The 13740-nt window shown below is 46.9% G+C and carries 10 protein-coding genes; 4 read left to right on the top strand and 6 right to left on the bottom strand.

Annotated elements, in window-relative coordinates; all coding sequences use genetic code 11:
- Nucleotides 1-65 precede the first annotated feature (65 nt).
- Entirely contained in the window at nucleotides 66-1487 is a 1422-nt protein-coding gene (locus RID53_RS32105) for an NADP-dependent isocitrate dehydrogenase (protein WP_446391955.1), read from the bottom strand.
- 740 nt (nucleotides 1488-2227) lie between these two features.
- Here RID53_RS32105 and RID53_RS32110 point away from each other — a divergent pair.
- Both RID53_RS32110 and RID53_RS32115 read left to right on the top strand, forming a co-directional pair.
- Complete coding sequence (locus tag RID53_RS32110; protein WP_446391956.1) at nucleotides 2228-2941, top strand: response regulator transcription factor; 714 nt, start codon at nucleotides 2228-2230, stop codon at nucleotides 2939-2941.
- Nucleotides 2942-3143: 202 nt separating this feature from the next.
- Nucleotides 3144-3866, top strand: coding sequence for a GUN4 N-terminal ARM-like repeat domain-containing protein (locus tag RID53_RS32115; RefSeq protein ID WP_446391957.1), 723 nt, complete (start codon nucleotides 3144-3146; stop codon nucleotides 3864-3866).
- A 212-nt stretch (nucleotides 3867-4078) separates the two neighbouring features.
- On the opposite strand, the gene RID53_RS32120 is transcribed toward RID53_RS32115, so the two are convergent.
- Complete coding sequence (locus RID53_RS32120) at nucleotides 4079-5626, bottom strand: Ig-like domain-containing protein (protein WP_446391958.1); 1548 nt, start codon at nucleotides 5624-5626, stop codon at nucleotides 4079-4081.
- Nucleotides 5627-5881: 255 nt separating this feature from the next.
- Between RID53_RS32120 and RID53_RS32125 the strand changes: the two genes are divergently transcribed.
- Entirely contained in the window at nucleotides 5882-8212 is a 2331-nt protein-coding gene (locus RID53_RS32125; RefSeq protein ID WP_446391959.1) for a PAS domain-containing protein, read from the top strand.
- Nucleotides 8213-8371: 159 nt separating this feature from the next.
- On the opposite strand, the gene RID53_RS32130 is transcribed toward RID53_RS32125, so the two are convergent.
- The 4 genes from RID53_RS32130 to psaD form a co-directional block, all read right to left on the bottom strand.
- Nucleotides 8372-9244, bottom strand: coding sequence for a fructosamine kinase family protein (locus RID53_RS32130; protein WP_446391964.1), 873 nt, complete (start codon nucleotides 9242-9244; stop codon nucleotides 8372-8374).
- A gap of 138 nt (nucleotides 9245-9382) precedes the next feature.
- The gene (locus RID53_RS32135; RefSeq protein WP_446391960.1) at nucleotides 9383-9769 is read right to left on the bottom strand and encodes a hypothetical protein; all 387 of its coding nucleotides are present in this window, start codon (nucleotides 9767-9769) and stop codon (nucleotides 9383-9385) included.
- A 613-nt stretch (nucleotides 9770-10382) separates the two neighbouring features.
- Nucleotides 10383-11906 carry an anthranilate synthase component I gene (gene trpE / locus RID53_RS32140; RefSeq protein WP_446391961.1) on the bottom strand — a complete coding sequence of 508 codons (1524 nt, stop codon included), beginning with the start codon at nucleotides 11904-11906 and terminating at the stop codon, nucleotides 10383-10385.
- Nucleotides 11907-12200: 294 nt separating this feature from the next.
- On the bottom strand, nucleotides 12201-12677 hold the full coding sequence (psaD, locus tag RID53_RS32145; protein ID WP_446391965.1) for a photosystem I reaction center subunit II: 477 nt from the start codon (nucleotides 12675-12677) through the stop codon (nucleotides 12201-12203).
- A gap of 157 nt (nucleotides 12678-12834) precedes the next feature.
- Here psaD and cobO point away from each other — a divergent pair, with 157 nt between their 5' ends.
- On the top strand, nucleotides 12835-13515 hold the full coding sequence (gene cobO, locus RID53_RS32150; RefSeq protein ID WP_446391962.1) for a cob(I)yrinic acid a,c-diamide adenosyltransferase: 681 nt from the start codon (nucleotides 12835-12837) through the stop codon (nucleotides 13513-13515).
- The last annotated feature ends 225 nt before the right edge of the window (nucleotides 13516-13740 follow it).

The raw sequence follows: 13740 nt of genomic DNA on the forward strand, positions 1-13740 counted from the left end.
CCCCTACCACAATGAGATAATTGATTGGGTAGGGGCACGATACCATCGTGCCCTGCCTGATAGAGTTAGAAGTGTTTAATAATTGCGTCCGCAAATTCAGAACACTTCAACGGTGACTCCACCCGTGGCGTCATCATGCGGGCTAAGTCATAAGTTACTTCCCGATTAGAAATAGCACCACCAATTCCCCGTGTAATTAAATCAGCCGCTTCTTGCCAGCCCATATATTCCAACATCATCACCGCAGATAGGATGAGTGAACCGGGGTTAATTCGGTCTAAACCCGCGTGCTTGGGTGCTGTGCCGTGGGTGGCTTCAAAAATGGCACAGGTGTCACCAATATTGGCACCGGGTCCCATGCCTAAACCCCCCACTAGGGCAGCCGCTGCGTCGGACAGATAATCCCCATTCAGGTTCATCGTTGCCAGAATCGAGTATTCATCCGGGCGAGTTTGGATTTGTTGGAAAATACTGTCCGCAATCCGGTCATTGACCATGACTTTTTCTTTCCACTGACCATTGCCGTGGGTGTCCCAGATGGCATTGAGAACACTTTCGACTTCTGCTGTCGCTTCAGCCCGCTTTTCCGGTGTCAAAGCATCGTAACCGGGTTCAACCTTACGGGCATTGTCTTCGAGGCTGATATCCGGCTTATGTTCTTTATTGCTGAGAATCCACGATTCGCGTTCGGTAACGCATTGCGCCCGGAATTCTGTGGTCGCGAGTTCATACCCCCAGTCTCGAAATGCACCTTCGGTGTATTTCATAATATTACCCTTATGCACCAAGGTAACCATTTGCTTGGCTTTAGGTAAGCTTAAGGCACGTTCAATGGCGCGACGAACCAGGCGTTGAGTACCGGTTTTACTGATAGGTTTAATCCCAATCCCTGAGTCAAGGCGAATCTGTTTTGTGCCATGTTCGGGTGTTGCTGGAATCAAATCCTGATTGAGCATCGAAATCAGTTTGTCGGCAATTTCGGTTCCCTGACGCCACTCAATTCCCAGGTAGATGTCTTCTGTGTTTTCCCGGTAGATAATCAAATCTAGTTTCTCGGGTTGTTTGTGGGGCGAGGGTGTCCCTGAGTAGTATTTGCAGGGACGCACGCAGGCATAGAGGTCATTAATTTGACGCAGGGCGACGTTGAGCGAACGAATACCTCCACCGATTGGTGTGGTTAAGGGTCCCTTAATCGCAACGCCGTATTCTTTAATCGCGGTTAAGGTGTCTTCCGGTAAATATTGATACGTGCCGTACTTGTCGCAGGCTTCATCCCCAGCATAAATTTTAAACCAGGTAATGTTCCGCTTCCCACCATACGCCGTTTGCACCGCCGCATCAATGACCTTTTGGGTGGCGGGCCAAATATCAACCCCTGTACCATCTCCTCGAATGAAGGGAATAATCGGATCATCAGGAACGATGGGTTTTCCATCCTCGAAGGTAATGCGAGACCCTGTATCTGGAGGTGTGATTTTTTCGTACATAAAACTCTTTGGCTAAGGTTAAAATCAGCATCACAATTATTGATGCTCCGAAAAAGTTACCAGATCTCTTGGCGACTGGGAACTTTATTAAGTTTTTTTGCAGATTGCTGTCGAATGAGGACAAAAATAGCAAAGAATTGGTAACAAATATAACAGACGTTTCATGAGTTACCCATTACCCATTACCCCTTATAAAAGGCACAGCTTCAGTCGCTGACCAAACTGATGCAGGACGGAGGTATCTCCAAAAAAAGTATCCAATACTACAAAAAATAGGCTAGGATTTCTCTTTTATTCCTCTACGTACCATGCTATTGAGATCTTGCAGAACGACGGCTACCTCTACATGGCGTCGCCGTTCTTTAGGGGTATAGCTACAAGCTTGGACTCGATAGTCTAGCGTTTAGACACTCGCTGAACTCAACTATTATGCTGGAATAAAGCATCTCTGTTGGCTATCGTGGTACAGTCTGTCACTCGATAGAGCGTCGCTCGGCGTCAACCCGACAGTAGGATAGGATAGCCGATAACAGATGGTTGGTTCATCTGTCCTCCGGCTGGCTTCTGCTCAAGGGTTGTGGCAATACGCTACTGAAGTCGCTAGGCTAATACCAACACTGATTTTTTTGCTCCTGATTCCTGCTCCTGCCTGGACGCTTCTTGCCCAAGGAAGGACGTTCTGAGGGAAGCGTCTCACCACCTTAACCTTCAACCTTTTGACCCATGACTGATGACCAACGATGAAAAAAATTTTAGTGGTTGATGATGATAGAACATTACGCATTACTTTGACACGCGCCCTGGAAAATATAGGATATCAGGTTGAACAGGTGAGTTCTGGGGCAGAAGCTTTGGAGGCTTGTGTCAAAAATCCACCCGACTTGGTGGTGTCTGATGTGATGATGCCCGAGATGGATGGAATTGAATTTTGCCGTCGTCTGAGGGCGACTCCCTCTGGTCAACTGATGCCTTTTATTTTTCTATCTGGCAAAGGAGAACTAGAAGACCGGATTCACGGTCACTCCATCGGCGCGGATGATTATCTGATTAAGCCGGTTAATCCTAGAGAATTGGCGGCTAAAATTGAGGCTCAGCTTGAGAGAACCCGTCGTATCCATGCTCTGATTGTTCAGTTGATGCAGCTTAATGCCAGTTCCGCTGTCACGGAGTTAGCGAACCAAGCCAAAACCGCTCAAGCGACCGAGGTTTCAGCTCCCCAGGAAGAAGAAACTGTCACCCCTACGCCTTTACCGTTGACACCTGCAGAAGAACGAGTGTTTTGGGAAGTAATTCAAGGATTGACGAATAAGCAAATCAGCAATCGCTTGTTTATTAGTCCACGTACTGTTCAAACCCACCTAAGTAGTATTCTTAATAAGTTAAAGCTGGGGAACCGCGCTCAGCTTATTCGTTTTGCCTATGAAAATGGTTATCAACCTCCGAGCAATGGGTAGGAAGGCGGGGGAGATGAGGGAGATGGGGGAGATGAGGGAGTTGGGGAAGCTGGGGAATCTGGGGAAGCTGGGGAAGATTGGGGAGCGGTTTCTAGACCAACGTTCTCAAGTAATTTTTTCAATTTTACAGTTTCAGGCGTTCAAGCGAGCCACTTTGCCTCGACAATAGGATTAGTTGCCGCAACTTCAAACACGTCGCTTCATGATAGACCAAACGACTGCCTCCGTACCCGAAACCTCTAATCAGCTTGCCGAGTTGAGTAGCCAACTTGGGTCGAGTTCTGAGAAAAAACAACTTCAGCTCATTCCCGAACTGGTGAATCAGGGGGATGCTGGTTTAGATGTTTTGATGGACTTTCTGCAAGCGCAATCCTCAACCCCTCCCAGTCTCAGTTCCGGTCTGGCATACCAAGCCCTTTATCAGGCAAAGACTGCCAAAACAGAGGAGTTCCTACAAAGCCATTTTCCGACAGGAATTGTTCCCCTATTGTCTGAACGGGATATTGACTACGCTCCTCTACAACAGTTACTTGCCGAGCAAGAGTTTCAGGCAGCGGATAGGTTGACATTAGAGAAACTTTGTGATTTGGCTGGGTCTGCTGCTCTACAGCGCAAATGGTTGTACTTTTCCGAAGTGGAGAAGTTCCCGATTCCCGATTTACAGACAATTAATACCCTGTGGGTGATTCACTCTCAAGGTAAATTTGGATTTTCTGTGCAGCGGGAACTTTGGCTTGCTGTGGGCAAAAACTGGGAAAAACTGTGGCCCAAAATTGGCTGGAAGTCCGGGAATAGCTGGACTCGATACCCCAATGAGTTTACCTGGGATCTCAGCGCCCCGAAAGGTCATCTGCCGCTTTCTAATCAGCTACGCGGTGTCCGGGTTATTGCCACGTTGCTATCTCATCCGGCGTGGTTAAGTTAAAGTTGGTCATTTGTCATTGGTCATTGGTCATTGGTCATTGGTCATTTGTCATTTGGCATTTGTGGTAATTTAACGGCTAGGTCGGGGCGGGTTTAGTTACATTCGGGTGACCACAAATGATAGTAGTGAAACCCGCCCCTACAGGTTTCTCATCTCCCTCAATTGGCGATCGCGGATTGGGGTTCAATTTTTCCCGACACCCGACACCCTAATCAGGGTAGCCAGTGGGGGAGGAATCCTGGTAATAATGGCTCAGGTTGGAGTTGTACGGGTGTTTCTGAGGTTATAGATTCATCTAAGGGCAATAGCCAAAGACGCCCGGTGGCGATCGCTTGTCCTTCGTCGTTCCTTAAACTGTCAATGGCTGAGGCGGGTCGGGTGGCTACCTGATCGAATAATAAGGCTAAACCATCTGGGGATAAACTCAGTTGAATATCACGCTGTTCTGGCAGAACGACTAAGGGTTGTATTGGACTCTCCTCACTATCGGGTTCAGTGTCGAGATTAACGGCGGCGATAAAGGGTTCCTCGCGATACTCTTCCCCTTGAATCAGTTGCGTCAGGAGACAATAGAGGGTTTCCTGACTGGGGGCGAACTCACAGTTGACAATCGAACCGGTTGTGCGGAGGAGTTCTTCCTCAGTTCCCTGATTATTGACCAAAAACAGCGATCGCGTGTAGTCGGTGTTAAATTTCACCATTGTCGCTGCTGCACCATCGCTGGCAAAGCTGAGAACTTGACCAAATTTGGGCAGAAAGTCTAGGGGTTCGGCGTCGGCGTTTAAGGGCAGAATCGCCACCCCTTGTCCTTGGGCTACGGCTAATGAGGCACTATCTGGGGCAATTACAAATTCCCCACCGGGCTGATTCTCTAAGGGTTGGGGTTCGCCATCAGCGGGGATCATCCACAGACCAAAGTCAGCAGGATCTTCTCGATTCACTCGCTGTACCACAATGATTTGTCCGTCTCTGGATAAGTCAAATTGCAGATTTTGATAGTTTTCGCTATCTAATACCAAATCCAGCTTACCAGGGGTTTGCTGAGCCGGAGAACGCTGATTTGGCGAGGGAAACGATAGTCCTGTGGTTACGGTGTACAGTTGTGCCGTGAGTAACCCCTTTGCCTGATTTTGGCGATCATTAGCGGAAAATAAAATGCGATCGCTCCCCGGATAGGGCTGAAAGTCCAGTACCACCAGATCAGCAGGTGTCAGCAGCGTTTTTTGCTGTTGGGTGAGATTATAGAGAATTAACCGCCCTTGTTCTTCCCCTTCAACGCCAATGTAAGCAAACGCGCGATCGCGACTGTGAAAGGTTGCCTGAAACGGTTCCATGACGGTACCTTCTTCTTCAACTCCTGGTATTTTCTCCTTTGCCCCCTGAAGCTGAACCTGATAGTCATTACCATAGGGAATCGGCGAAAGCAACGTATACGCCATTTTTCGCCCCGCCCAGCTAATCTTGCCCTCGATTGGCGGTATCTCTGAGGGACTCACCTCACCCTCTGGCAAAACTGGCGTGATTTTGAGATTCGCTTCTACGCTGGCGTGGTTCATCGGACGGCTAAAGGTTAGAATAAACGCCGTATCCTCTGCACTGACGTATTTGTCCTGCCAACTGAAATCCCTAACTCTAGGTCGAGTGGTATCGCCTGTCAATAGCACGATGCCAATAAACAGACTTAACACTACCATGATTATCAAAGCCAGACGATCAATGGGTTGGAGAAATTTTTTAGATGGTAAGGTTGGAGCAGTCATTTCAACGATCACACCTTTTGCTCTAGCATTCTAGTCTAAATCTCCCTCCAGACAGTAACCATATAGGGTGCAGGCTTTCTCTACTGACTCTTGTCCGGATAAAACAGGGTGTTGTTACCGAATCTTTATATTAAATAATCTGTAAAGTTCTGTAAATTCATCCTTTGGGTGTATTGAATCTATTGTGAGGCGTTTTTAAATTAAGGAGAATACGCCTCGACCCCTGCATATATTACACGTTGCTGACTTACTGCCATGATTTCCCACCTCTATCAGCCCTCAACAAGTCGCCTTTTCGATACCCGTACCCCGGATAAATTGTCTGTGGAACCACTTTGCTTAGATGAGCGTATCCTCGGTGCAGCAAGCTGTGGCATTGTCCTCAGCGATGCTTGCCAACCGGATTTGCCAATTGTCTATTGCAATCCCGCTTTTGAGAGAATTACTGGCTATTCCCGTCAAGAGGTGGTTGGACGCAATTGCCGCTTCCTGCAAGGAGTCGATACTGATCCGCAGGTGGTTGAGCAAATCCGTCAGGCTCTACGAACTGAGCAAGAGGTGAAGGTAGTCCTTAAGAATTATCGCAAAGATGGGACACCCTTTTGGAATGAGCTAGCGATCTCACCGATTCGAGACGCCAAGGGGCGCGTGATCTATTTTGTTGGCGTTCAGACTGATATTACATCTCAAAAGCAAGCCCAAGAGGAACTTCAGCGCAATCATGCTTTATTAAAGGCGCAACAAGAAGCTGATCCGGATGGTGTCATTGTCATTGCTCCCAATGGTCAAATCATTAATCACAATTCTCGCTTTTGCCAAATGTGGCAGGTTCCTGATGACATGATGAAATCCTCCGATAAAGAGGAATTTTTAGAATGTGTGTTGCCCTTAATTGCTGAACCGCTAAAAGTGTTTAGTAAAGTCGAATATCTGGAACAGCATCCGCCACTAACTCATAAGGATGAAATTCAGCTAACTGATGGACGAATTTTCGAGCTTTATTCCACGCCAGCTTTATCGGCTACAGGAACGTGCTACGGCAGAATTTGGTCATTCCGTGACATTACCCAAAACAAACGAACTGAACAGCAATTAAAGCAACAAGCCAAGCAAGAACGGCTTTTGAGCTGTATAAATCAGCGAATTAACCAATCCTTGAATCTGAATGAAGTCCTGAATACAGCCGTCGCAGAAGTGCGAAAATTTATAAAGTGCGATCGCACTCTGATTTATCGGTTTGACCCAGATTGGGCAGGAACCGTTGATGTGGAGTCAGTTGGCGGTGGGTGGATGAGAATTGTTGGCACAACCATTGAGGACAATTTTTTTAAGAATCCTGACGTGACATCGCTTCTCTATCAAGACGGTTATATTCGAGTTATTGACGATATCTACAACGCCAATTTAAGCCCCTGTCACATTGAATTACTTGAAAATCTTCAGGTTCAGGCTAGCTTAGTCGCCCCTATTCTACAAGGTAAAAAGCTCTGGGGATTACTGGTTGCCCATCACTGTTCGGAAGTGCGACAATGGCAGCAACAGGAAATTGAATGTGTGCGAAAACTTAGTATTCAGTTAAGCATGGCAATTCAGCAAGCGGCATTGTTTGAGCAAGTCTCGGCTGAACTCAAGGAACGCCAAGCCGCTGAAGCCGCCTTGCGAGAGTCGGAAACAAACTTGAAGGAAAAAGCCACCCAGCTTGAAAAAACTCTGCGTGAACTTAAACAGACTCAACTTAAACTGATTCAAAATGAAAAAATGTCGAGTTTGGGACAGTTAGTAGCAGGAATTGCTCATGAAATTAATAATCCGATTACGTTTATCTCTGGGAATATTGATCATGCCAATCAATATGCTCAAGATTTATTGGAGTTAGTGCAACTCTATGAACAGCACTATCCCCAACCTGCACCAGAAATTGAAACCTTAACTGAGGACATTGATATCGAATTTCTCCGAGAAGATTTGCCCAAACTTCTTAGTTCCATGCAATTCGGGGTTAACCGTCTGGAAACGTTAGTTAGCAGCCTAAAGAATTTCTCGCGCCTGGATGAAGCTGAACGCAAATGCATGGATATTGAACAAGGGATGGAGAATACGCTGTTAATTTTGCAGCACCGCTTAAAGCCGGACGCTTCTACTATCCAAGTCGTCAAAGACTATGGCAAGTTGCCATCTGTAGACTGTTATCCAGGACAACTCAATCAAGTCTTTATGAATTTGCTGAATAATGCCATTGATGCTCTTAATTCCGGGGATGAACAAGCGGATAAGAATAAGGGTTCAGCATCAACAGAACTCTCTTTTCCTGATCATGCTCCTACGCCGACGATATGGATTCGGACTGAATTATCGGAGCGCAATTCTGTATTGATCCACATTGCTGATAATGGTTGTGGCATTGCTGAACACATCAAGGAACAAATTTTCGACCCATTTTTTACCACAAAACCTGTAGGAGAAGGAACAGGGTTAGGATTATCGATTAGCTATCAAATTGTCGTAGACAAACATGGGGGAAATTTACATTGCTTCTCCGCACCCGGATGCGGTACAGAGTTTGTGGTGGAAATTCCCTTATTGTAGGGTTCCGCAGATGCTTCGTTTCGTTCCTCCGCTTCGCTCCGGACTCTACTCAGCATGACAGATTACCTCTTTCACTGCAACTTGGTATTAGTCGCCGGAGTGTGAGATTTTACGGTTAAATTGGGGGCAAGCCTTCCTTGGTGTCAACTTAACCGAATCTCATCCAATAATTTGCTCAATCATCCGATTGGCTTGCGATCCATACCCACCACCAAAAAGATTGAAGTGATTGATGATATGGTACAAGTTGTACAAGGTTTTGCGCTGCTTATACCCCGAATCTAACTGCCACACTTGGTTATACCCCCGATAGAACGCCGCCGGAAAGCCCCCAAACAATTCTGTCATGGCAATATCCGCTTCGCGATCGCCGACATAAGTTGCCGGATCTAACAGTACAGGTTCCCCTGATGTAGTAACAGCAGCATTTCCCCCCCACAAATCCCCGTGAATCAAAGAGGGTTTGGGTTGATGATCCAACAATTCAGGAACTTTTGCCAATAATTTATCTTGTCCCGGAAAATGTCCCCCGCGACGCCGTGCTAGTTTGAATTGGTATCCTAATCGATGTTCGGCAAAGAATTCTGCCCAATCATCCATCCAATCGTTAATTTGTGGCGTAGAACCAATGGTGTTGTTTTGATTCCAACCAAATCGCCCGTCTTTCCCTTGAGGCAGAGTCGCCTGATGCATCGCCGCTAGCTGGCGTCCCATTTCTACCCAGGATTCACTATTCCCACTGCCAAATTCCAGCCACTCTAGGACAATATACGCCGAATTTCCAGCGACACCATAGACGATGGGTTGCGGAACTCGAATCGTATGGGTATCTAGCATTTGCTTTAATCCCAACGCCTCTGCTTCAAACATACTGACTTGAGAGGCTTGGTTAGTCTTGACAAAATAGGTAGCATCGTCACCGATTAACGCACAACCCTGATTAATGCAGCCGCCACTCACCGAACGGCGATTTACGACTTCAAAGGGTTTGCCTGTGACTTGGCTAATCTGGGCAGCTATCTCTGTCCACATCGTTGACATTGGTATGTTGGCGGCAGACTTCCAACGCCAGTTTATCAGAAAGGAGGATCGACGTTGACTTCTTTTTCCGTGGAGCCTTCTATCCTCTGCCCTGGAACCTTCTGGCTTTCCCCGTAATCCCTGAGACAATTATTGGCTATCTTTTGAGGAATAGTCAGAACAATTGGCAGCTTCTTCCGTTAATACCGTACATGGATTTACAGCACACTTCAGATAGGGATCATTTTTAAAATATTTACAATTTAAACAAGGAACCTGATGTAATCCTTTGATGGGCTTTAATCGATTCCGGAATGATTTTAATAAATTTGACCGTACTAAAATTAAGACCACCCAAGCCATTACCATAAGGCTTAGGGGCATCAGTAATAAGCCTCCATTTTCCTCAAAAGATGACGAATTGCCTTTTGGTGAATTTGTCGAAAATGGATATTGGGATGGTTGTTCTGTATTAATAGTTTGCCGGGAGCTTAAATTTTGGTTCAAATAAAAATCATCAGCTTGTTTATTTTGCATGTCATCTACCTCAAAGTATTTTTTCATCTACATGAAAACTACACTGCTCTTTATTCCACCTTTTTGGGCAACTAACCGGATATAAAAATTTTCAATAGTCAGAATTGATCAGACAATCTGCTTGTTCAATCAAATCGGCAAGACCCCTAATTCCGCTTCCAGCTAAGTCTAGTATAGTTATAACTCAAAAATTAATCTTAAATTTCTCTCTCAAGTTGTATTATCTCGTTCTCTCTAAAGTTGTAGGCTCTAGACCTTCTTAACGAGAGTTAACCACTAGTATAAGCCGATTTACCCTCGGAAAGTAACCTCTATTGAGTAGACATAGTTAGGGCTTGCTGCACAAGCCTGAAACCCTTACAAATAAAGGGTTAGGGCATGATTAAAGGTGCATCAGGTGCAAGGCGAAAGAAACCCATAAGCTGGAAATCCTGGTATTTTTCGAGGATGCTTAAGCAGAATCTTCCCCCATCAGGGGGTTGAAACTGTTCCCTGTTCCCTGTTCCCTGTTCCCTCCCCTCACCACAAAACTCCCTAAAGCAGACCCTAGTTATTAATTTGTGCAAGAAGTCGCCCCTACACGAGATCTAAAGGTGATAGGATTCCATTGGTGTTAACTTAAACAACGAATGGCTTCTAATAAGCCTCTGGCTTTATTCAGGGTTTCTTCGTATTCTTTTTCTGGGTTAGAGTCAGCCACTAAACCAGCACCCGCTTGCACCGATACTGTATGTGTACCAGAGGGATGCGGACGAACGACCATAGTGCGAATCGCGATCGCGCTATTGAGTTGCCCTTCAAAATCATACCAGCCATAGACCCCAGAATAAGCACCCCGCCGTTCTGGTTCCAATTCGTGGATGATTTCCATCGCCCGAATTTTCGGCGCACCACTGACGGTTCCGGCGGGAAAGCAGGCTTTGAGTAACTCCCACGCTGTTTTAGTGTCAGCCAGTTCTCCTACCACATTACTAACAATGTGCATGACATGGGAATAGCGCTCGATAAGCATTAACTCATCAACGGTTACCGTTCCACTGGTACAAACTCGCCCCAAGTCATTACGTCCCAGATCCACCAACATAACGTGTTCGGCAACTTCTTTGGGATCGTGCAGTAAATCTTGCGCCAACGCTTCATCTTCCTGAAGTGTTTCACCTCGGCGACGAGTTCCGGCGATGGGACGCAGGGTGGCTTGGAGTTTTCCGCTGGTTAATCGGCTGGCTTTCACCATCACTTCCGGACTTGACCCAATTAATTGCCAATCACCAAAATTAAAATACGCCATATACGGCGAGGGATTAATCAGACGCAGGGAACGGTATAAAGCAAAGGGATCACCCTGATAGTCAGCCGCAAGCCGTTGGGAGAGAACCACTTGAAAGATATCACCCGCACGGATATAGTCTTTAGCTTTTTGGACATTGGCACAAAACTGTTCCTTTTCGGTGTTGCTGGTATAGTTTAACGGCTGTGTCGCGGTTCCTGGCGGCGTCCATTCCAAAACCGTATCTTTACTGGATAAAGGAAGTTGCAGCTTGTGGACTAATGTCTTGACGCGATCGCAGGCTTGCTGATAAGCCGATTCCAAGTCCCCATTCGCCTCCCGTAAATCCGCGTAGGCGATCGCCCAAATTTTGCGCTTCACCTGATCAAAAATAATCAGGTTATCCACCTGCATCCACAATCCATCCGGCAAATCCTGATCCGAGGGGGAATAAACCGGGACTCGCGGTTCAATCCAGCGAATCAACTCATACCCCCAAAATCCAAATAACCCACCAATTCCGGGTGGTAATTGGGGCAATTTAACCGGATGATAGGGGCTAAGGCAATCCGTTAACGCCTCAAAAGGATTCCCCTCAAACTCCGTCACCGTACCATTGCGGTGCGTCTGCGTCGTGCGATCGCCCCGTGCAACTAACACCCATAACGGATCACACCCCAACAAACTGTAGCGTCCCACATTTTCTCCCCCTTCCACGGATTCCAGGAGAAAACTATAGGGTTGACCCGCACAGACTTTATACCAAGCCGACACCGGAGTTTCTAAATCTGCCACCCACTCTTGGTAAACGGGTACAAAATTACCCTGTTGAGACAGGGTGCAAAATTGAGAAAACTCAGGTAATATCATAGGCTTCAATGGGAGGGATGAATGATGAGGAAGATGGGGGAGATGAGGAAGGGTTGGTCAGGGCGGGTTTAGTTACTTATGGGTGAAGCAATAAACGATAGTAGTGAAACCCGCCCCTACACCGTCAACACTTCCCCTATTACCAAATTGAAGGTTGAACCGTTCACCGAGATGAACGAACAACCTTCAAACAAATTAACAGACCAGCAACCGATTAACCAGTGCAGCGCCCGTCAGTAACCCGTTAACCCGCTATCCTGAATGAGTATTCAGTTGCCTAATACGGGTCAGCGATTAGACTTCGTAAGTCGCCTTTCCGCTGAACTTGAGGGTAACAGGTTCGGGGTTCTTACCGATCTTGCGGTCAATCTTACCGACAAAGGGACGCCCTTCGTTGACTTTCTCGGGGAAGACTCCATCTGCGGGGTGCAGATACTGGATTTCACCACTGGGATAAATCCGGTAGATCTTGTAGTCTTCAATCTTGGGTTTATATTGCGTCCGCAACTGGGTTCCCAACGCCAGACACTGCTCCTTACGAGCCAGATACAGCAGGTTTTCCCCTTCATTCATGATCGCTGCACCACCCGTGGGCATTTCAAAGACTTGCTTTTTAGAGCTAGTCCAAGTGATCGCATATTTTTCTTCAACTTGGGCTTTCGTCAGCAAGCCACCGGTGCTACCGCCAAAGAGGGGAGGTTTGCCAGATAGAGTAGGCTGTCCTGCTGCAGCGGGAGCCTCAGGAGGCTGTTCCTGTTCATGTTCCTGCATGTTTTCTTCTTCTGCCATAACTGTCTCTCTCAATCGTGTATAAGAAAATAGGGCATTTAGGGAATGCTATCATTCCGTTCCGCTTTATTTTGTCACTTTGTCAAGAACTGTTACAGTTAGTTATAAATTCTTTGTCATAAGTCTTGAGTAATTGGCGATGAAAACCAGTTCCCACAGGGAATCCAGCGAATTTGAGCAATCTGAGAACACTTCTGGGTTAACCTCAGAACAGTACCGCCAGAAAATGCAGCGACGCAAGCAGGTTCAGGAACAACGTCTGGCGCAAGCGTCAAGGGAGAAAGGGTTAATTATTGTAAACACGGGGAATGGCAAGGGGAAGACAACAGCCGCCCTAGGGATGGTTTTGCGATCGCTCGGTCATGGGTATCGGGTGGCGATCGTCCAGTTCATCAAGGGCGCCTGGGAACCCGCAGAGAAGGCGGCGTTTGCGCCGTGGACAGTCGCCGCCAATGGGGAGATACCTCAGTTGGAATTTCATGCGATGGGTGAGGGGTTTACCTGGGAAACACAAGATCGGGAACGAGATATCAGCAAAGCCGAAGCCGCCTGGGAAAAGGCGCTGGAGTTTATCCGCAACCCAGAGTTTCGCTTAGTGCTATTGGATGAAGTGAATGTGGCGTTAAAACTGGGATATTTAAATGTTGAGCAAGTATTGGCAGGGTTAGCAGAAAAGCCCGCCATGTCTCACGTTATTTTAACCGGACGAGGCGCACCGAAACCATTAATTGAACAGGCAGATTTAGTCACCGAAATGACACTGGTGAAGCATCCGCTGCGGGAGCAAAATGTTAAGGCGCAACCCGGTATTGAATTTTGATGGATTACACCTTACGCCCGATTTAACGGTAACAATCTCGCCCCCAATAGTAGGGTGCGTTACGCTACGCTAACGCACCTTTACTTAGGGCTTGCTGCATAAGCGTGTAAGGTAGACAAGATTTGGGTTTCCAGCCATTTTTCGACCCAACAAGTGCAAGGTTTTTACACTATAACCGTCTTGCATCCTGGAATTTTCGCCGACAACAGCACCAAATTTTACCTC

Origin of the sequence: Coleofasciculus sp. B1-GNL1-01 (assembly GCF_040220235.1) — a bacterium.
Classification (GTDB): domain Bacteria; phylum Cyanobacteriota; class Cyanobacteriia; order Cyanobacteriales; family Coleofasciculaceae; genus Coleofasciculus.